This window comes from Chryseobacterium sp. MMO-72 (assembly GCF_037146035.1).
In the GTDB taxonomy this organism is placed as follows: domain Bacteria; phylum Bacteroidota; class Bacteroidia; order Flavobacteriales; family Weeksellaceae; genus Chryseobacterium; species Chryseobacterium indicum.
Map to the genome: position 1 here is coordinate 282,494 of NZ_JBBCWG010000001.1, position 19,375 is coordinate 301,868.

Consider the following 19,375-nt stretch of genomic DNA (forward strand, 5'->3'; position numbering starts at 1 on the left):
TTTAAGAAATTAATTCTTCATGTTTTGTAAAGATCCAAACCGGAATTTTTCTAAACGTTATTTCAGTATGACACAAATGTTTATTATAATTATTAATGAAAAGGCTGTTGTAACGACAGCCTTTATTTTTAATTTCACCAGTCTGCTATTCGTAAATTCTTCCCATTTCAAGCAAATCTCCTAGAGTTAGCCAGCTTACTTCAAACTCTTCATCATTACTTTCATCATCACCGTGGTCTAAGTAACATCTCATGCCACACTCCAAAATAGAATCCGGTTCAAAATTATACCATCGGTTGCCAGTTTCAGAATCGATTCCAAAATGACGCCATTCATCTTCCAGCTGTTTTCCTTTCATTTTATGCAGCTCTGCAATCTGAAATTTTATAACGGCAATTGTATAATTATATTCGCCGCCGGATGAAGAACCTGTCTTTGAATTGATGAATTTTTTTTCGTCTGGTGCTTTTATAATCTTTAACCAGTCTGTATCAAATTGTTTCGGCTCCGAAGTAAATGCATCCATTAGAATTTTCGATAATAAATCGGCTGTCAAAGGTTGTTCTTTTAGCTGTTCTGCAATCTTCAATAAAGCCAGAAGATAAGTTTCCATATCTCTTTTTTCGATATTGTTGTTAAGATTGATGCTGTTATAAAATTCGTTGTATGTCATAATTTAATAAAAATGAATTTGCATTAATTTAAGAAGGCTAATACATAAAAACATCTAAATAATCCTTTAATGTTGTGCTATGACCAATTACCTCGTTTATAAGCTCTTTAATTTTCAGTATCAGTTCAGATTCGTTTGTGTTTTCATCGATGTCTATCAGTTTTAATGTAATTTGAGATTCATCATCTTTTAAATTGATTTTGATAGATCTTCCGTCAAGAATCGTTATTCTTTTGGGAACAGAAGGGTTTCTGTAACACTCTTTTATAAGATTTGTGATCTCAAAAAGCTTTTCTGTTTCGATAATTTTTCCACTCCAGACTTTACCATTGTGATCTTTGAAATATTGTGATTTGGATGCAATAATTAAAAGGGTATAAAAATTTTCGTTTTTCTTGATTTCAATATCAAATTGTCCTGCAAGAGTATGTGTTTCAATCTTAATCATTTGTTTTTATAAGCCTCTATTTTTTCGTATAATCTTTTAGCCAAGTATTCATTACCTTCTTTCAGGTGTTCATAGATAACTTTGGCTTCTTCAAGGTACTTCTTTTTCTTCAATTCGTTCCAGAAATAGGGTGGAGCATATAAATTACAGATTCTGTCCGCCATTTTAACGGCCCAGACTTCTTTGGGCTGTTGCTTTATTCGGTTTAAGCTGTCGATCATTTGATGTTGCTTTTCTAGTTCCGTATTTTTTGTGAGAGCAAGAACACCTTCTTTCACTTCTTTGCCATATTCTTTTTCGAGATCCTCGATTGGGAAATCTGTATCTTCTATGGTGTCATGCAAAAACGCACATTTGATAGCAAGATCAAAATTAAAATCAGGAGTATTTTTAGAAGCATTGATGATTTCAAATACCACACTTCCGATGTGATTGATGTATTCTATTTTTTGGTTTTTGTTTTGTCCGCCGTATGTTTGTCCGTTGTGCAGAATGCTTACTTTCTGCCATATATCCTGTAAATCGTCTATTGTAAAGTTGTTGTTCATTTTTGTGATTTTATTTGTAATAATCAATTTGAATTTTCAGCCAGTCTTCTAATTCTTTAAACTTTTCGATTGAAATGTATTCTTTATAATCATTAATTTTAGTTAAGACCTCTTCATATTCTTCTTTGTCATAATAGTCTTTTGGATCAGTTTCATCATCAGTTAATTCAAGATGGAATCGTATTAATTCACTGATTTCTTCGGTGTAAAAATCAGCAATGAGTTGCTTTTCTGATGGATAATTTGCCGTTAAATATTTTCCAAAATTATAATCCCAAAGATCGAAATTTAGATCTTGAGTTCTTTCAAATAGTAATTTTCCGTTTTTAATTTCATATCGATGGATTGTTGAACTTAAAACCACATAGAATAGAGTGTCTTCCAGATAGGGAGATATTTCATTTATATGTTCTTCAAAGTCAATAAAGCCTGACTTGCTGCCATCTTGTATAGATAAATATACCCCGGATTTTTTTAAATCCACTGTTCTAGCAGTGGCATAAAGTGCGTACCTGCGAACTTTTCCGTCATAGGAATTTGTTACAAAAATATTAGAGAAAATCTCCTGCCCTTGATTATAAATATTTTTGGCATTAATATACCAGTTTACACTGATATAATTTGATTGTTATTTTATTTCAAATAAAAGAGATCGCTTTCAGCAGTCTCTTAAAAATTCGTTACTTTTGATTTAGGTTTACATTACTACATCATAGGCAAATCATCCAAACATTTCGCCGAAGATGACACGGTAGTGGTTGTCATTGTAAAACTTGTAAAACAATGAGTAGAAAATCTACCAACAAGTTCGTAAAAGTACACAAGTCTACTAAAGACGGTAGAAAGTACTTCTACAGAAGTAAACCTAAATCTTGCAAAAAGTAACAGGTTTCATAAGGGGTGTGAATGCACCTCTTATTTATTTCTATCTATTTAGTTTTTTATATATTTGTGCTTTAAACATATCGACAAAATAAAGCGTTTGCTTTTTATTCTACCTTGCGGAATCTGGTAAATTCAAAAATAGGTGTAGGATAAATAAGTGAAATGCTCATGCCATAGGCGTGGGCTTTCCTGTTTATTCACCTAATGGCTTACCAGAGCCTCGCAAGAGATAAATACGGCAAAGTCCCACGCTTTCTGTATTTATTATAAACATCACTTTGGGACTGGTGAAACCAAAATCATCTTATGTCATGAAAAAAATCTTCATTTCTGTAATGCTTTTAGTTGGAGCATTTTGTTTTTCTCAATCCGTAACAGAGAGATATAATTCTCTTTATAGACGATATGAGTACTTTAATTCCTCTGGAAATATTATCGGTTATAAACTGTATAATAGTCTTACTCGACAATGGGAATACTATGATTTAAAGTCTACTGAATATCAAAGACAACCACGACAATATGGCGAATATATTCAACCTAATAATCTTGGCTTGATAGAAAGTGCTTTACAACAAAAGCAACAGAATTATGATAAAAATTTTCAGTTTGTTAAATCTAAAATTGAATATATGATAAACGATATTAGAAAATGGGATATAGATACCAATGTAAAATATCAAATAATCAATCAGTTTAAAGATGCTATTTCTAAAAACTTAGACAGTCGAGATATTGACTACGGTTCTAATGAACAAACTAATATTGTTATAGGATGGTTATTAGATACTTTAGAAACAATTATTAAAAATCTAAATTCTAAGTAGAACATTTTTTGTATATTAGGCAAAATTTTTAATTATGGCAAAACAAATTACACAAGCACAATTCGACAAACTTAAAGAATTAAGAAGAAATTTAGATGCGTTCACTTCCATTGACTCAAGAATAGGTATTTTAGTACATATCGATCAAATCTTAAATGATATTGATGGTACAAGCGCTTTTCATACTAACCTTACAACTGAATTAATATATTATAAATCAAGAAGAGAAAAATACGAAAATTTTAATACGTTAACTGCTATTATCAGCAATGCAATTAACTACTATGAAGGAGAGTTATAATTTCTTTAAAGTTATCTTTTAAAGATTTAAAATCATCACTGACTTTTGCTACTGTTTCTAAAATCCTAACCTTTTGCTCAGCAGTTTTAAAAGCATAAGTTTTATTTTGCTTTTCAATTTTTAATTTTAATTTTTCCATTTTGTAAATTTTAAAATTGTTAAATAAAAAAGCCCCTGAAATTAGGGGCTTTACTCGTTTGGTACACTTAGTAAGGATTTCATAATCCTTTCAAATTCCATGTCTGGAATATATTCTTTATCTTTTTGAATCCTTTCATCAAATTTTTTAAACTCGTCAAAATCTTTAGATAATTCAAGAAGTACAGTTACTTTGATTGTTCGTAATAATATAGCTTCGTTCTCTAAATAATCTAAAGGTTTTAGACTGTTTATGTTTCTGTTATTTTTGTTGAGTTCTTTTAGTAAATCAGTATCTTTAATAGCGTTTAAGACGTATTTTTCAAAGAACTTTTCTAATAATGATACGTCTTTGAATTTCTTTTTATACTGATTTTCAAACTCTTTAAATATCTTTTTCTTCATTTTCTTACGCTGTTAAAGATTGCCAAGTTAATCTTTTTTGTTGAGTTTTTTCTAAAAACAAATCAAATCTTCTATCGGTTCGCATTTGCTTAGTATTATATCTAAAGGTCATTTCATTGAGATACAATTGCAAATGCTTCTTACTTGTAATGTAATAAACTCCAATGATTGATCGCTTTAAATGTGACCAAAAACATTCTATTGCATTGGTTGTTGTTCCTTCATCTGCATATTGTTTCTTACCATGATCAACGAAAGTATGATTAAAGTACTTACCAATACCTTTATAAGCATGCCACTCGTCCGTCATTACATGAGAGCCGTGTTTAATGTGTTTATGTAATAATGGTTGAATTGTTTTCGCTTTAGTGTCTGTAACGGCAATTGCTTTTACAAAGCCTGTGGAAGTTTCTACTGCTCCAAATACAGGTACTTTGTCCTTGAAACTTCTACCTTGCGAATTCGCAACTTTCTTATCTTTATGACGGTTTTTGTTTTTACCGCCTACAAACGTTTCATCACACTGTACTATTCCTTCAAATTCTTTTACAAATGCCTCATGTTCGGTTGCATATCTTAATCTTTGCAAAATAAACCAAGCACTTTTTTGTGTGATGGCTAAATCTTTCGCTAATTGATAACTGCTTATACCTCTCTTGTGAGAAGTATAAAGAAAGATAGCAATAAACCAATTTTGTAATGAGATTTTAGAACCTTCAAAAATAGTTTTAGTTCTTACATTAAAATACTTTCCTGTATTTTTACATTTGTATTTGTTATCCTTGCATTTATACACTTTTGATAGTGAATCAAACGGACTTACAACTCCATTATTCCAACGAAGTTGTGTAAGATAATCAATACAAGATTGTTCATCAGAGAAAGTTCTGATAAGTTCTAAAATACTGGAAAAGTTGAGCATTTAATGAAAGAATTATACATAAATTTACGAAAATTTTCTGAATTTCTGTGCTAAAGAAATGTTAAATTTTCTGTGTAATCTCGTATGTTAATGCCATATTTTTATTGATCTTGTATTTTTCTAAAAATATATTTTCTTGGTCTTTCTTAACGTGTAAGATAGCTCCATAAGTAAGAATTCTTGGTTTAAGTTGGTATACGCAATGTAAATCTCCCATTTTTTATATAAAATTATAAACAAGCAAAGCTATTTTCGTTAAACAATTCCCTCAAGAATTTTTCCGAAGAACTTTTCTCTGGCTTCATCAAGATTCATATTTTGATTTTTAATGTTCCACGCAGTTTCAAACAAATCGAATACGCGAGACATTGCGAGAGACCGGACAGGATCTCCGGGAAAACAGAAAAAATGAGCTTCTTCGGACACACTTCTGCCTTTCCCATTTTCCTTTAAAATTATCCAGACAGAAGATTTTGCATCTGTTCCTGAGCCTCCAAATTCTTTTTCCAAATTCCAGCGCTCATTGTCGGTGGCACCAACCAGAATTATATGATGATCTACCTCAATCCAGTTGATGATAAGATGGGTAAGCGGTTCTTCCATTTTGTATAGTCTTTTAGTCTGGTTACTGAGACTTCCAGTTAAATTTTGTCATTTTATTTGTCAACTTCTGATCAACAACTTCAATGCTTAATTCTTCTTTTTCTTTTGTGAGAATAATCATACAGCCGTTTTCTAATATTCCGTCTTCGTTGAATTCCATTTCCTTTATTTTAATAGTCTGTGTAATGCCGTTGGAATCTGTTTCCTCTTTAAAAGGCTCTCCCGTATGTCCGTAAAAATGATATTGGAATATTATGTTGTCAAGCACTTGTCTTATTTCAGTCATTCCGTAACCGCTTTGGCTGTCGTCTTTGTCGTGAGTAATCAGGACATCAAAAGTATTTTTAGTTTTTAACAATTTTCTGATTTCCTTTCTTTCGTAATCCTGAATAAAGCGCTTTTCGGATCTGCCTTTCCGGTCTCCAATTCTTCCGATTCCTACAAACTGTAAAACTTCGTCTTCTGTCTCTAATTTTTGCTCCAAGCCCGATCTGCAGACAAAAACTCTTCCGTAGATATCGATAGGAAATATGCTTTTGTCAGGATTTTCTTTTTCAAGTTCATCTAAAAAATCGTGGTCTTCATGATTTCCGCGAACGCAGATCATGTTAATATTAAGTTCGTCTAAAAATGCTTTAATTTCGGGATTTTCTTTCGTGAAATCATCATGAAAACCGAGTTCATCCCTATCGTATTGGGCATGTTTTATCGTTGCTTTATCAAGGTTTTCGATGTTTGGATAGGCTCCCATGTCTCCGCACTGTAAGATAAAATCAATTTTGCTGCCTGTTTCTTTCTGGTACAGATCAACAAGTTTGAAAGGTAACAGAATTTTACCGTGAATGTCTGAGAAAAGAGCAATTTTCATATTTGAGTTTGGTTATTTTATTTTCGGATATCAGTTTTTTAGAATTTTAGAAACTAATATGGAAAACAAATATATCGAAAACAATTAAAGGAAAAACAGTTTTTGCGATTTCCATTTATTCTGATATAAAAAATCCCGAACCTGAAGTCCGGGATTCTGTATTGTTTACTCTGAAACTTTCACAGAACTAAGAGCTGATGAAAATACTCTTTGTAGAACTTTTATAATTATTTTGCTACCGTTGCTTTTGCAGCTTCATACATTACTCTTATATCTTCATCGGTATACTTTGTAAATTTATCGGGTGATATATCATAAGTAATACCATCAGAGATCATAATGGCATTATCTCCGGCTTTTACTCCATAAGTAAATGATAGACCGCCTACTGTACTTCTGTTCAGGAAACCGTTTTTATCTTCTGCTTCAAATTTTACAAAGCCAGGATTCATTTCTTTATCGCTTGCTAATGTTTTAATATCTGCTACTTTCTCGGCAATATTGCTGTATTTTTCATCTTCATTAAATGGATTTGAAAAATCTTGTTTAGAAAAAGTCATTTTGAAAAATTTCCCTCCATAAACAGCAATATCTTTTCCATCCTGAATTATTCTGGCTCCTTTTGGAGCTTTGGTAATTACATTATACCCTTTGCTGCTTAAGTCAAGATCTACAAGATCTGATGTTTTGAAATGATTTTCATTGATGCTTTTTTTAGAAGTTTGTGCCTGAAACATCGTAAAGGAGAATCCGAAAATCAGTAAAAGTAAATTAATTTTTTTCATTGTATACGTTTTATAGAATTTCAACAAAATCTTGTTGAAAACTTTATTATTTAAATTTTAAAGAGCAAGAATTCCAAATAATCTTCCTCTATTTATTAAGATTTGTTTTATTGTCTGTAATGAGGCTTTACTACTATGCTTGTAATTTTCCCATTTTCCCAGGTTGTATACACTTTTGCTATGTTTTTAATAATATCGGTTACTTTAAAGATATACAGCTTTCCATCCGGGGAAAAGTAATTTACTTCAGCTTTCATGCTCAAACGGTTAACAGGCAAATCTCCCTCGTCTTTTGTGATCGAAAGAACGTCTTTACCATCTTTTACATATGGAGCAAAAGCATTTAAAAGATTTATTTCTTTAGCGAAAGAGTCTACTATTTTCTGAGCTTCGGGAGAAATTGCAGTAGTAGATTTTGTAATTTTTGGATTTGTCAAAACAAATTGCGATTCTGATGGATCTGTAATCACTAATTTATCAATCGAGCTGTTGTCATCAATCAGGAAGTAATCATCGGTAAATCCTTTGTCGATATCATGTTTGTAATCTGACAAAGATAAATCGTCATCATATTTTACCTCCACATCTTTACTGAACGCTTTTATGAAAATCATTTCATTTTTAGGATTTTTCACTTCTGCATAAACATACTTTTTTCCATTGGGAGCAAAAAGCAGGGTAGAATCTTTGTCGTTTCTGAGAATTTTGCTTTCTTCTACTTTTAAAACGGTAATGGGATTTTCATATACTTTGAATTCTTTTCCCATTTCTATGTTTTGAGGTTTTTCTCCACAAGAGATAAGCGTTAAGGAAACAGCAAAAAAAGATGCTGCTAAAATTGATTTATTTTTCATGTTATTAATTTTAAGAATATTTGTTTATGATATTTTAAAAAGCTTCTCCTTCTTCTTTCTTTGATCCGTTGTATTCAATTAAAGTCGTAACCGCTTTTTTTAACCTTTCTACTAAAATCTGATCCGGGGTAAAATTGAACGGAGCTGAATAGTCATTATAGTTGGGACCGCTCATGGAAAATGTCTGATAACTACTTGCTTTAGTCTCATTATCGCAAATTGTTGACATGCAGCCTTTTCCTGTTACATAAAAATCGTCTGAATATTCAGAATTCATTCCTGTAATTTTATTAAGATCAATCGTTGTTGTGCAGAAGTTGTTTTCTCTTTCATATGGCTTTTTATAGACAAATTTTCCGTCGGAATAAGAAACAAATGTTCTGTATGATCCTAGGTTTTCCTTCATTTTTCCGGCTATCCAATCCATTGTTTCCTGCTTGCTTGGTTTTGAAGATTTGCTTTCTGTAGAAGGTTTTGTGGCTTTTGCAGGTGCTTTTTTCTGAGCATTTGCATTCATGCTTGCAACTGTTAGTAATAATACAACTGCAAACTTTAATTGTTTGGTCATTATGTTTTATTTAAATGTTGGTCTTTTTAAGGATTTAAAATTCTGGCTTTGTGTTTTTTAATCTTTTAACGGATCTTTTTTATAAAAGATATGACTGATTGTAAGCGGTAGATTTTAAATAAAATTTTTCTTGTGTCTTTAAGTGTTAAAATATAGAATAACACTTTTACAAATAAAAAGTAATTTTTGTGGTATAATTTAAATATTTCAACGGTTTTTAGTTTTTGATTTCGGCAAATATAGAATTTACTTTACAAATCCGCAAATTGAATAAGTGGAAATCAGGTTAATTTCCAACGTTAAATTCAGCTATTTATAATTTTAAATAATGCTTATTTATTCATTTTCAATTCTATAAGTTTTTGGATGTGGTAGGTTTATTTTCCAGATTAAATCTTATAATTAATCCATATTCCTCAAAATTCTTTAGAAAAACCATTCTGTATCATTGCAATCGCCAAATCTTCTTTGTTTAAAATCATTGAATACCAAAACCCTTTTCCCCAGATTTTGTTTCCGGAAAATTCTTCGGTATATTTTGAACTTAACAGGGCAGAAGAGGTTTTGCTTTTCAGTCTTGAAATTTTCTGATTGAGTACTTTTATATTCGAAAGCACGACTATTTCAACTTTTGATTCGTTAATATGAAGCGCTTTAATTTCAAGTCCGTCAATTACTCTGTCGTTGTTTTCTCTGCAAAGTTCATGAATCTCAGTTCTCAATTGGTTTATAGATTTTTCCTGCAAAAGAATCCTGTTGTTTTGTGGAGTTTTATTGATATATTCGTCGGGTAAATCGTGGGATAATGTGCAGCTTATATTCTGGTGGCGTAATTTCGAGTAAGTATCAGTAAGTTTTTTCCAACAGCCGTTTCTATCCCAGACAGGATATTCATTATAAGTTGTCCAGATAATGTGGAAGAGTTGATTATTGTTCGTCATCAATACAGTTTAATTATTATTTTAAATTAATTTACTGTTTTAATGAATAAAATTTTGTTTTTCAGATACCAACATTTTCCGTTTTCCGTGTCAAAAATAAAATCAGGATGAGCTGCTTTCAAACTATCAGATTTTTTAAGTTCGCGTATAATATCTTCATTCAGCCAGTCAAATTCAAAATCCTTTTTCGTATAATTAGGAAATACAAAATCTGTGTTTTTATCCAGATCCCATATTTTTTTCATTGTCTGTTCATCAAAACATATAACAGCTTCCAAAAAAGAATCGGATGGACCGGGAATTCTTCCTTCGGAATTATCAATAAAAACATATTTAAATTTCACTTTCTCTGGTCTGAATTTAGATAAATTAATTAATTTCTGAAGAGAATTGATGTCAGTTGAAATTTCAGAGTGTATATTACTCTGTATTTTAGTTTCCGTATTTTTATTTTCTTTTTTACACGAATAAAGAAAGAAGGAAATTAAAATAAAAACGAATTTCAGCTTCATGAATTTTAGCTTTTATTTGTACATATTATTGTTATTCTCAGAAAGGACAAATACTTGTGAACTTATATATTTTTACTCTCCAAAATATCATTAATGATTTCCACATGATGATTCGTGTGTATTTCCAGAAATTTAATTGCCTTTTTCAGTTTTAAATCTCCGAAAAAGGGATGGTTGAAATATTTATTGGGATCAAGGTTTTCCAATTGCCTGATTTTCGTTTTGGTGAATTGCAAATGCTGCTCTAAAGTCTGCTCATCATAATGTCCCGGAGTGACTACTTTGGGCGATTTTGCACGACCTCTGGGAATTTTATTCAACGCAAAAACCATAATTTTCGAAAGCTTAAAGCTCCATTTATAATTTTTGGGATCAGATTTTTCTATGTTTTCAATGATGGCATTAATTGTCAGCAGAATATGTTCTATTTGCCATCCTACAGTCGATTTCGAAATTTCAGGATTTGAAACAGTGTGTTTTGAGATTTTTTCTTCAAGATCATGTAAATATTTCGGCAGTTTATTCATCATTCAACCTTTTATTTTTTAGTTGTAAATTCTGATGACTTCTCCGTTTCCTTTTCCGTTTACGCTTCTTACATAACCGTTGATGACTTTTTTCATCGGAATAGGGTTGTGTCCCGGAAAATAATCTCTGTATTTCTCATAAGCGTCTTCCACCATTCCGGAAGAGACAACGTTCAGTCTGATTCCGTTTTCCAGTTCCAGTGCTGCCGCCTGTACAAAGCTGTGGATTCCGCCGTTCACCATTGCTGCACTTGCAGTCTGAACAACCGGATCATCCGCTAAAATTCCTGTAGATAATGTTATAGAACCATTGGAATTCAGATAATCTTTTCCGATACGCACAAGGTTGACCTGCCCCATCAGTTTGCTTTTCAGTCCGATATAATAATCTTCTTCGGTAAGGTCTTTGAAATCTGCCCATTTTGCTTCACCGGCAATACAGATGATGGCATCCAGTTTTCCAATTTTTTCGAACATTTCTTTAATGGAATGGCTGTCTGCAATATCTACCGTTAGATCTCCGGAATTTCTTCCGGCAATTACCACTTCGTTGTTCTCTTTAAAATGTACTGCTACTGTTTTTCCGATGGTTCCGTTACCGCCAATGATGAGTATTTTCATGCTGTGATGTTTATTGATGATGAGTAATTTTCTGAAATTTCAGATATAATCAAAGGTACTGAAAGTATTTTACCAAAAAGAGTGCAAAATTTGAGTTTTTTATGATTGAATTTTGTAACTAAATGTTGCGAATAACAAATACATCATATCATATTTATAACTCATCGACGGTAATAATCAGTTTATTTTTCTTTTGCTGAATATTCACCATTTTTCCTTTTCCGAAGCCTATTTTTCCTCTGAGGCGGATTTCCGGAACGGTGATCAGTCGGTTGCTGCTTTTCTGAAATCTTGAATGGATTTTAAGTTTTCTTGGATTCATTGTTGTCGTATTTTTATATGACAAATGTATAAAAAAAATTCAATTTGTCAACTTTTTGTATGACAATTTTGTAAGCAAATTAGCTGACATTTGAATTATGACCAGAGAACAGCTAAAGACAGAATTGGGTAAAAGAATTATTAGGCTTCGCGAACAGAAAGGGTGGAGCCAGTCGGATTTTGCCCGTGCCTGTAATAAAGACCGACAGGCAATTGAAAAATTGGAAAACGGAAAAGTAAATCCTACACTTTATACTTTGCTGGAATTGGCTGCTGCTTTGGAAGTTTCTTTGTCAGAACTGGTGGATTTAAAATGATATATTATTTCACCCGATGTCGCGGATTACAAATCCGCGACATCGGGTTATCAGGATTTAGATCTCTGATATTTTTGTTTCAGTATTTCTATACTTTTCTTTTAAGGTGTTAATTCTCTGTTCAAAATACTTATGATTCTCTTCAATTTCTCCGGGATAAAAATTCAGCCAGCGATTATGCTCTCTATACGCTTTTTGTCCATCAATAAGTTGTTGTTTTCTTTTGGATTCGTTGGGGACTAAAATATTGTCGATGATTAATTCGTACGGCTTTAACATTTCAGACAGGGTATCAAAGTCTTCCAGATTCGATCCTGTGTTGTAAATTACAATATTATCTTCCGAGCTGATAATCACTTTAGAAAGATATTCAAGTTTATTCAGCTCTGAATCTTTTAAAGGATCATAATTATTTTTTTGAAGAACGTCGGAAAAATCCACAATTTTAAAATTAGCAAATTCAGAATTTTTTATATCAGATTCGTCAATCCTATACGTTAAAATTACTTTTATTTTCTTTTCTGGTTTTGATAAAATTTGTCTGAAATTCATAGTCCTGTTTTTTTGTTTTACTAAAAATATTTTGATTGTACGTTTATTAACCTAAAGCTTCGACAGGCTCAGCTTGACATCGCTATAAATCAAGCGTTTAGTATTAGAGGTGTCACACTGAGCTTGTCGAAGTGCCTGTTATAAATAATTGATTTTCATATCAGTGCATAGTAATAGGTTGTTTAATGGAGATTCAAAAAAAATATAAAGCAATTTTCACAAATGTTTCATTTCAACCCGTCATTACTTCCAAAATTCCCACCATTTCTTTGGGGTTTTGATTTCAGATTCTGGCTTTGTTGTATTTTCAGCCTTATTTACAGAAGAAATTTCCATTGCCTTCTGATAAATACTTTTATACTCTTCATCCGTTAATTCATCCACCACATATTGTTTCTCATCTACTAAATGAAATTTTTCAGTTGCCAGTAATTTTATTTTATCATACGGAATTTTAATTCTGGATTCTCCGTCTGATAAAACTACTTCATCTGCTTTGCTTAGAAACTGATTTCCATTTTGGTATAAAAGAACAAGCTCCTTATCTTCACCCGTATCTTTATCTGTAAATCTTATAATACTTGGAATGTGGTATTTTTCTCTGTCCCAAAATTGTGTGCTGCTGATATAGCTTACTAATCCTTTGTAATAAGATTTCTCGGAACCTGCATCCAGCTTTTTATGAATATCGGGACCTACCAGATAACTCATATAACAGCATGCTATTTCTAACGTATCTCCTTCATTACCGATTTTGTCTAAGAAAATACTTACTCCCAGATATTTTTCTTCTTCTATCCAGTTCTTATCATAATCGTTTCTAAAAGTAACTATGTCGATAGGATTTTCTCTGTCTTCCGGTAATATTTCAGCCTCTGTAAGTTTGGAAAGGGCTTCAACAATAAGTAATGCAATTTCAAAATCGGTTTCACTGGCAATTACATTCAGGCTTACGGAATAGTTTTGTTCGCGATAGCTTAAATTTACGCCGCGTGTAGATTTGTTTTTAATAAAAGCTTTGTAATTATTTTCGCCAATATAATCATCAATGTCTTCTAAGTGACCAAATTCTATATTTTCGAGAGGTAACTCATTGATTAATTGTCTGTACGTGATTTCTTTTTCTGATTGAATAGTGAAATAAAAACTCATGGATCTGTAATTTTATTAGTTTTTTAAAAGATTGTGGAAGCAAAATTTTCTTTAGGAAAAATTATCAATTGAGAATCTGATTCTTTTCAGCAGTCTTTGGGAGTTGATATTAATTTTCTCTCTTCCATGCAACAACAGATCATTTCTGAATAAGATTAAATCACCTTTTTCCAGTTTAATGCTAAAGGAAAAACGTTTGAAAAGTGCATCCAGTTTATTTAATTCTTCAATTTCGTCAGGATTTAATTTCGAAAAGGATTCCATAGTAATTCTGTCATAACAGATTGTATACCTTCCATTTTCTATTTGCAAAATACTTCTCTGCCGATTTCTGAATTTCCATTTTTTTTCTGAAAGTTTCTGTACTTCATCTTGCGGTAAATGATCCAGTAACGTATGAAGAAACATAAACTTATTTGTGCCTTCATTATGATCTGCAGGTTCTGCACACAGCAAACCTATAACGTTCGGAATTACATCAAAATCGGCACAATCCGTATGTAAAGGAAATTCTAAGTTAGAATTTGCAATGGATGTGAAGAAATTATTAAGACGGGCTATTTTTACATCAAAAACCGCTTTGCCTTTATTATTTCGTCTTTCATGTACAGCAATTCCCAATCTGCTGATGAATGTTTCCAGTTCTTCATCATCTAACGGAAAGTCTTTTATTATAACTAAATTTCTTTCTTGCTGTAAATTTTTCTTGATTTCCTGATCATTGAGAAGATCTTCTCTCCATCTGTAATTAATTAACAAGTTTTGTGTTTCCATCTATAAATAAATGTAATGCTCCGTCCTGCCCGTGTTTAGGGAAACCAGAAATCTTTTCTTCCAGATCCGTAATCATAGTGTACTCGTTAAATTCTTTTTTTTCAATGAAATAATATGTACACGATATTTTCTCTGTTAGATGCTCCCACTTTAGTTCAAAATTAGTAGGGATGTGTAAAAGTTCGTGAATTTTTGAAATGAGTTCGCCAATGGAGGAGGAATTTTCATCAATATCTATGTCCAGAATTTTGGGAAATTTTTCATGTTCAAATGAAAGTAGGGTTTCTAATTCGATTTTCATCCGTATTTAGTTTTTAAATATAAGGAGCCGAATATAAGAATTTTAATTTTCAAAAAGCAAAAGTTAGCTCCAAAAAGTATAAAGATTACAGTTTTTCAAATTGAATTTTATTGATAATTCATCTACCGTAATGATGATCTTGTTTTTCTTCTGCTTAATATTCACCGATATTGCAGATTTGCAATCCGTGACTTTAATTTCCATATTGTAAAATCAAGGATTACAAATTCGCGCTATCGTCATCTCCGTTAGTTCCAAACAAAGTTGTTTTACATTTCCGGAGTGCTCCGGAAGTCTTGCGCAACTTGCGGGAAACCAAACAAGGTCGCAGGAGATTACAAACAAGGTTGTTTTACATTTCCGGAGTACTCCGGAAGTCTTGCGCAACTTGCGGGAAAGCAAATGCAGTTGCAGGAGTTTACAAACAGGGTTGTTTTACATTTCCTGCAAACGCAGGAAGTCTCGCGCAGTCTGCGGGAAACGAAATGCATTTTCAGATTATACTAGTTCGCAACAGTAATGGTGAGCTTCTTTTTCTTTTGCTGGATGTGTATAGTTTTTCCTTTTCCGAAACCCAGCTCATCAAGCCATTTTCCTCTGAGGCGGATTTCCGGAACGATGATGAGTTGATTGCTGCTTTTCTGAAAATCTTGAATGGATTTTAAGTTTTCTTGAATTTATCATGATGTGTTGTTAAATGATAAATTTGGTTTTGGTTATTTGTTTTTACATTTTTCTGGCTGTACAGGAGGAAGCTGTAAAAATACCTGAACTTCCTGCCTATACAAACCAAGGGTATATGATAAATCGTGTTTTATCTCTAAATAAGCAAATTTTTGTCCATTTAATGATTTTATTTTTCATCAGAAGATATAAGATTGTTCTAATTAATTATTTGCTCGACAAATGTAGTAAAAATATTTTTATCATTACCGAATTCGGTAATGATAATTTATACTAATAATTTCAATTTGCACAAAAGAGTGTAGTTATGAATGAATTTAAGACCGATGAAATCAAAAAACTGGTTTCAGAAAAAATAAAAGAAATAAAAGGAGAGGTTCCTTATTCTAAGATTTCTGAAAAGTGCAATGTTACAGCGGCAAGAATTAGTGATGTTGCCAATAACAAAATCGATTGTCAGCTCAGTACTTTCATTGAAATTGCTACCGGATTAAGAATACATCCAAAAGAATTATTTGATATTATTTTTGATTTTGAAGAGTATTATTCTGGACTGGATAAAGTCTGAGAACAATTGGAAACTTTCTAAATCACCACGTTATATTTACAATGAAATGGATAGAATTGAATTTCGGATAGCTTTTGGGAAAAGAATTGAAAAATTTAGAAAAGAATTAGGATTAAGCTATCGGGAATTAGCTCAAAAATGTGATGTCGACCATAGTAATATCAGCAAAATTGAAAAAGGAGAAGTTGATGTTAGAATTTCTACCATACAGGAATTGGCGAAAGGTTTAGAAGTACATCCGCAAGAATTGTTTGATTTTGAAGTGGGGTAGAAGTTTTTAGCTGATAGAATAATGTTTTTTATTCAATAAGTTGTTGGTTTTCAATTTTTTTTATTGCAAATATAGACAATGTTTAGTTTAAGAAATTACCAATTTTGATGAATCCCAAACGCCACAATTTTGTGAAACTGCTGTTAGCCGTAGTTTTTATTTGTTAGCATTATTAATTATCATTGTGTAACAGTGAACCTAAATGTTGTTCCAAGCCTTACTGGGTAATTGTCAATAATTAATGCTGGTTCAGCCTCAACAACATAAGTTTGTGGTGGTGTTGAAAATGAAGCGAATCGTGGAAATGCAAAATATGGAATTGTAGAATACCAACCCAAGTTGATAAGTCTTTGAGAAGTTGAAATTGGAGGTGTAGATGACATTGCTTGTCCTGATTGTAATTTAAATTCAGGAATAAGCCCTTGCAACGGAGTCCTTCTCCCACTTGGATCAACTAAATAATAATAAATAATAATTTGAGCAGAATTTCCTGTGTTATTAGGAACTGAAAGCAAACCAGTAATGGTCATATATCTATTTTGCGGTAAAATTTGTGGATGTGAAAAGCTATTCATGTGATGTACACTTGTAACAATCAGGTTTAGCCCTATGTTGATATCATTATTGTTTAAGTTATTTCTGTTTTCTGTTATGATATTATTTACAGTATATGAGTCTGCGAAAGAAGGCTTCATTGTAAAAGCCTGCCTTACTACACCATTAAAAACTGAATAGCTAATCCATCCAAATCCATTATTACCCCATGTGTTACCATAAGAGTTAAGAAACTTAAACGCTTGACGATTGTCGTCATACCCAACGATTAGGATAGCATGTCCCATCCTTGGGTCAAAATTCCCTATAGTTTGCCACACATAAGGTGTATTTGGATTGTTTCCATACCCACCTCTAAGGTAATTAATGTCAGAAATAGCACTTGCAATAACTGGATGGGAATTTGCCAATTGTTCTTTTACATCTGAAAACAAATTTTGTCTTTCACCAAGTCGAAAATAGCGCTCAATTTTAAAATTGATAGCTTGTCGTTTTGCCGTTTGAGTTGGAGCTGACCGAAAATCATTATCAGAATATGGCATTGAACTCCATGTGCAAACTCCCTGGTTCTTAAGTAGGTTTAAAGCGTTGATGTAACTGCTGCCATTATCAACACCACCATTTATTTGGTTATAAACAAAACTTGGAGAAAAGAGATTATCATAATTCAACTGTCCATTACTATTGGTAAAAGACCAATTTTCTTTTACTTTCTTTGCATAATAGGTTTGTGCACCATACGCAATAGCCCAGGCAACACATGAATTTTGATTCCCTTGGTTTCCGACAGGGGGTAAATACATTGATAAATCAATTGATGAAGGGAGGCTGGCAACTGATGTTTGAGGTAAGTTGCCTGCAATTCCAGCATACTCTGTTTCTTCGATTAATATGGAGCCGGTAAAAACCTCTTGTCCGAAGCATATACAGAAATTTAATAATGATACAACAGTTAGTAAAATGGTTTTCATATTGAATTGTTTAATAGATTTTGTTTCGATTATTAACCTTATTAATTGCGGCTAAGTGTTCGGATATTGCCGAAGGTTTGGTTTTTTAGCACAAAAGGTAAATAGAATTACTGCTGTTGAATCTTGTATAAATTTCTAATAAAAGTTCAGCCTCCGCTTTTGGCAATGCTTGGTTGTGCGTAGAAATGTAGAACCTTTTTATTTAAGAAATAGGATTAGTCTTATACCACAAAAAATAATTGGTAAATCATTATCAAAAACTATATTTCAAAAAAAGTCCTTTTTTCTACCTTGATATTAAATCAAATTAATCTTTCGAACTCGTCAACTGCATCCTTTCGTAGCCATGGATCAATTTCATGTCTTAAAACTGGACCATGATGTTTAACAGTGCGACGTAATAATCTGGCTACATATTCCATGGCTAAATCATGATTTTCTTTCATTAATTTCTGGAAAGATTTGCCGTCAGTTGTTCCAACTGCATTTAGCACAAGATTTTTTAATTCTAATCCAAAGTTCATAGAGTCCGCACTTACTTGCCAGGCACCGGCTTCTATAGATTCTGGGGTTATTGAGTTTGTATTGGTGACATCTCTACCTTCATTCCAGTTCCAAGAAGATTCGTAACCTGCAAGAACTCTCATTACTTCCAACATTACTGCTCTTCTATGTTTGAGATTTCGCCATGGGCCAAGTGTGTTCTTTACATTAGAATATATATCGCTAAAATTATTTCTTTCAAATATTTCATCATCAGCTTGTTTTCCCCACGCTACTAATTGATCAAGAAAGCTGTCAGGTGCCACACCGCGATTAAAAACATGTTGTTTGGTTGCATCATATCTCACGTATGCACCTTCAGTTACTTCAGTAGCAGTTAAAAATTTATTTAATTCAAAATGCATTGGATCATTGAATGCTTTGCCCCAGATAAAACCAAATCTCTGAAAAATATGTGCTACAGGTGCTACGGAATCCCCAAACCCTGGATCATTCTCATTAAGATCAATGGCAATTCCAAAGGCATGATTAGATGGAAGCTTGCTTAATGCACCACTTGTAGGTTTCCGAAGCCTTGGGTTCAATGTTCCTGCACATGTTTTAACAAAATGTAATAATCCTCTGGCTTCAATTTCATTGAATACGTTCAAAAGCTGAGCATGTCCTCTTTTATGAAATGATAGCTTTCCTTTATTTGAACCAGGAACATTTTTGAGTTGTGGTATAAAAATGGGTGTAACATCACTCAGGTTAAACCCACTTATAAATTCTATTTTGTCTCCACGCTTCCATTCCTGACTTGCAGTGCGAAATTCTATGCGACCAAATAAAGGGTGTTCGAAAGTACTTACAGGCATATTTATCTTGTTTAATTAATGTTTTTTTTCTTAAGCTATTTTCTTACGCACAACTTTCCGGATATTACAGAAGGTTGGGACTTAGTACAAAAGTTCAATAGATTTACTATTTTTCAATCTGG

Annotated in this window: 29 protein-coding genes; 5 read left to right on the forward strand and 24 right to left on the reverse strand. The window is 32.3% G+C overall.

Annotated features, from left to right (window positions below; translation table 11 throughout):
- Window positions 1-145 precede the first annotated feature (145 nt).
- From WFH39_RS01240 to WFH39_RS01255, 4 genes are read right to left on the reverse strand one after another with little or no spacing between them, the layout of a single operon-like run.
- A complete protein-coding gene (locus WFH39_RS01240; RefSeq protein ID WP_336688483.1) occupies window positions 146-673 on the reverse strand; it encodes a hypothetical protein in 528 nt (175 codons plus the stop codon).
- 37 nt (window positions 674-710) lie between these two features.
- A complete protein-coding gene (locus WFH39_RS01245; RefSeq protein WP_336688484.1) occupies window positions 711-1,121 on the reverse strand; it encodes a hypothetical protein in 411 nt (136 codons plus the stop codon).
- The gene (locus tag WFH39_RS01250) at window positions 1,118-1,669 is read right to left on the reverse strand and encodes a bifunctional (p)ppGpp synthetase/guanosine-3',5'-bis(diphosphate) 3'-pyrophosphohydrolase (protein ID WP_336688485.1); all 552 of its coding nucleotides are present in this window, start codon (window positions 1,667-1,669) and stop codon (window positions 1,118-1,120) included. The genes WFH39_RS01245 and WFH39_RS01250 overlap by 4 nt, the downstream gene beginning before the upstream one ends.
- Before the next feature lie 10 nt (window positions 1,670-1,679).
- Window positions 1,680-2,153: a hypothetical protein gene (locus tag WFH39_RS01255; protein WP_336688486.1), complete on the reverse strand. Its 474-nt coding sequence runs from the start codon at window positions 2,151-2,153 to the stop codon at window positions 1,680-1,682.
- 712 nt (window positions 2,154-2,865) lie between these two features.
- Here WFH39_RS01255 and WFH39_RS01260 point away from each other — a divergent pair.
- Window positions 2,866-3,381 (forward strand): hypothetical protein, encoded by a 516-nt coding sequence (locus WFH39_RS01260; protein WP_336688487.1) that lies wholly within the window; start codon window positions 2,866-2,868, stop codon window positions 3,379-3,381.
- A 34-nt stretch (window positions 3,382-3,415) separates the two neighbouring features.
- Window positions 3,416-3,682: a hypothetical protein gene (locus WFH39_RS01265; protein WP_336688488.1), complete on the forward strand. Its 267-nt coding sequence runs from the start codon at window positions 3,416-3,418 to the stop codon at window positions 3,680-3,682.
- On the opposite strand, the gene WFH39_RS01270 is transcribed toward WFH39_RS01265, so the two are convergent.
- The 13 genes from WFH39_RS01270 to WFH39_RS01330 form a co-directional block, all read right to left on the reverse strand.
- The gene (locus WFH39_RS01270; protein ID WP_336688489.1) at window positions 3,657-3,821 is read right to left on the reverse strand and encodes a hypothetical protein; all 165 of its coding nucleotides are present in this window, start codon (window positions 3,819-3,821) and stop codon (window positions 3,657-3,659) included. The genes WFH39_RS01265 and WFH39_RS01270 overlap by 26 nt on opposite strands.
- 50 nt (window positions 3,822-3,871) lie before the next feature.
- Window positions 3,872-4,225: a hypothetical protein gene (locus WFH39_RS01275; protein ID WP_336688490.1), complete on the reverse strand. Its 354-nt coding sequence runs from the start codon at window positions 4,223-4,225 to the stop codon at window positions 3,872-3,874.
- A 4-nt stretch (window positions 4,226-4,229) separates the two neighbouring features.
- Window positions 4,230-5,147, reverse strand: coding sequence for an IS1595 family transposase (locus tag WFH39_RS01280; protein ID WP_336688491.1), 918 nt, complete (start codon window positions 5,145-5,147; stop codon window positions 4,230-4,232).
- Window positions 5,148-5,402: 255 nt separating this feature from the next.
- The gene (locus WFH39_RS01285) at window positions 5,403-5,750 is read right to left on the reverse strand and encodes a hypothetical protein (RefSeq protein ID WP_336688492.1); all 348 of its coding nucleotides are present in this window, start codon (window positions 5,748-5,750) and stop codon (window positions 5,403-5,405) included.
- Window positions 5,751-5,772: 22 nt separating this feature from the next.
- On the reverse strand, window positions 5,773-6,618 hold the full coding sequence (locus WFH39_RS01290) for a metallophosphoesterase family protein (RefSeq protein ID WP_336688493.1): 846 nt from the start codon (window positions 6,616-6,618) through the stop codon (window positions 5,773-5,775).
- Window positions 6,619-6,845: 227 nt separating this feature from the next.
- Window positions 6,846-7,403 (reverse strand): hypothetical protein, encoded by a 558-nt coding sequence (locus tag WFH39_RS01295; RefSeq protein WP_214590951.1) that lies wholly within the window; start codon window positions 7,401-7,403, stop codon window positions 6,846-6,848.
- 107 nt (window positions 7,404-7,510) lie between these two features.
- Window positions 7,511-8,257 (reverse strand): hypothetical protein, encoded by a 747-nt coding sequence (locus tag WFH39_RS01300; RefSeq protein ID WP_336688494.1) that lies wholly within the window; start codon window positions 8,255-8,257, stop codon window positions 7,511-7,513.
- Window positions 8,258-8,291: 34 nt separating this feature from the next.
- The gene (locus WFH39_RS01305) at window positions 8,292-8,825 is read right to left on the reverse strand and encodes a hypothetical protein (protein ID WP_336688495.1); all 534 of its coding nucleotides are present in this window, start codon (window positions 8,823-8,825) and stop codon (window positions 8,292-8,294) included.
- A 416-nt stretch (window positions 8,826-9,241) separates the two neighbouring features.
- Window positions 9,242-9,766: a hypothetical protein gene (locus WFH39_RS01310; protein WP_336688496.1), complete on the reverse strand. Its 525-nt coding sequence runs from the start codon at window positions 9,764-9,766 to the stop codon at window positions 9,242-9,244.
- A gap of 26 nt (window positions 9,767-9,792) precedes the next feature.
- Window positions 9,793-10,278 (reverse strand): hypothetical protein, encoded by a 486-nt coding sequence (locus tag WFH39_RS01315; protein WP_336688497.1) that lies wholly within the window; start codon window positions 10,276-10,278, stop codon window positions 9,793-9,795.
- Window positions 10,279-10,340: 62 nt separating this feature from the next.
- A complete protein-coding gene (locus WFH39_RS01320) occupies window positions 10,341-10,808 on the reverse strand; it encodes a DinB family protein (RefSeq protein ID WP_336688498.1) in 468 nt (155 codons plus the stop codon).
- A 15-nt stretch (window positions 10,809-10,823) separates the two neighbouring features.
- Window positions 10,824-11,426 carry a short chain dehydrogenase gene (locus WFH39_RS01325; protein WP_336688499.1) on the reverse strand — a complete coding sequence of 201 codons (603 nt, stop codon included), beginning with the start codon at window positions 11,424-11,426 and terminating at the stop codon, window positions 10,824-10,826.
- A 154-nt stretch (window positions 11,427-11,580) separates the two neighbouring features.
- Window positions 11,581-11,748: a hypothetical protein gene (locus WFH39_RS01330; RefSeq protein WP_336688500.1), complete on the reverse strand. Its 168-nt coding sequence runs from the start codon at window positions 11,746-11,748 to the stop codon at window positions 11,581-11,583.
- 97 nt (window positions 11,749-11,845) lie between these two features.
- Between WFH39_RS01330 and WFH39_RS01335 the strand changes: the two genes are divergently transcribed.
- Complete coding sequence (locus WFH39_RS01335; RefSeq protein WP_336688501.1) at window positions 11,846-12,064, forward strand: helix-turn-helix domain-containing protein; 219 nt, start codon at window positions 11,846-11,848, stop codon at window positions 12,062-12,064.
- 57 nt (window positions 12,065-12,121) lie between these two features.
- Here WFH39_RS01335 and WFH39_RS01340 read toward each other — a convergent pair whose 3' ends face one another.
- From WFH39_RS01340 to WFH39_RS21185, 5 genes are all read right to left on the reverse strand, one after another.
- On the reverse strand, window positions 12,122-12,616 hold the full coding sequence (locus WFH39_RS01340; protein WP_336688502.1) for a hypothetical protein: 495 nt from the start codon (window positions 12,614-12,616) through the stop codon (window positions 12,122-12,124).
- 243 nt (window positions 12,617-12,859) lie between these two features.
- Window positions 12,860-13,768 carry a hypothetical protein gene (locus WFH39_RS01345; RefSeq protein WP_336688503.1) on the reverse strand — a complete coding sequence of 303 codons (909 nt, stop codon included), beginning with the start codon at window positions 13,766-13,768 and terminating at the stop codon, window positions 12,860-12,862.
- Window positions 13,769-13,819: 51 nt separating this feature from the next.
- The gene (locus tag WFH39_RS01350; RefSeq protein ID WP_336688504.1) at window positions 13,820-14,542 is read right to left on the reverse strand and encodes a TauD/TfdA family dioxygenase; all 723 of its coding nucleotides are present in this window, start codon (window positions 14,540-14,542) and stop codon (window positions 13,820-13,822) included.
- The gene (locus WFH39_RS01355) at window positions 14,517-14,843 is read right to left on the reverse strand and encodes a hypothetical protein (RefSeq protein WP_336688505.1); all 327 of its coding nucleotides are present in this window, start codon (window positions 14,841-14,843) and stop codon (window positions 14,517-14,519) included. The genes WFH39_RS01350 and WFH39_RS01355 overlap by 26 nt, the downstream gene beginning before the upstream one ends.
- 503 nt (window positions 14,844-15,346) lie before the next feature.
- Window positions 15,347-15,520 (reverse strand): SymE family type I addiction module toxin, encoded by a 174-nt coding sequence (locus WFH39_RS21185; RefSeq protein WP_442891693.1) that lies wholly within the window; start codon window positions 15,518-15,520, stop codon window positions 15,347-15,349.
- A gap of 314 nt (window positions 15,521-15,834) precedes the next feature.
- Here WFH39_RS21185 and WFH39_RS01365 point away from each other — a divergent pair, with 314 nt between their 5' ends.
- Together WFH39_RS01365 and WFH39_RS01370 are read left to right on the forward strand one after the other, a co-directional pair.
- Entirely contained in the window at window positions 15,835-16,095 is a 261-nt protein-coding gene (locus tag WFH39_RS01365; RefSeq protein ID WP_336688507.1) for a hypothetical protein, read from the forward strand.
- Window positions 16,096-16,141: 46 nt separating this feature from the next.
- The gene (locus WFH39_RS01370; RefSeq protein ID WP_336688508.1) at window positions 16,142-16,366 is read left to right on the forward strand and encodes a helix-turn-helix domain-containing protein; all 225 of its coding nucleotides are present in this window, start codon (window positions 16,142-16,144) and stop codon (window positions 16,364-16,366) included.
- 179 nt (window positions 16,367-16,545) lie between these two features.
- Here WFH39_RS01370 and WFH39_RS01375 read toward each other — a convergent pair whose 3' ends face one another.
- Window positions 16,546-17,892, reverse strand: coding sequence for a C1 family peptidase (locus WFH39_RS01375; protein ID WP_336688509.1), 1,347 nt, complete (start codon window positions 17,890-17,892; stop codon window positions 16,546-16,548).
- A 302-nt stretch (window positions 17,893-18,194) separates the two neighbouring features.
- Window positions 18,195-19,253, reverse strand: a complete 1,059-nt coding sequence (locus WFH39_RS01380; protein WP_336688510.1) for a M15 family metallopeptidase — start codon at window positions 19,251-19,253, stop codon at window positions 18,195-18,197.
- Window positions 19,254-19,375 lie beyond the last annotated feature (122 nt).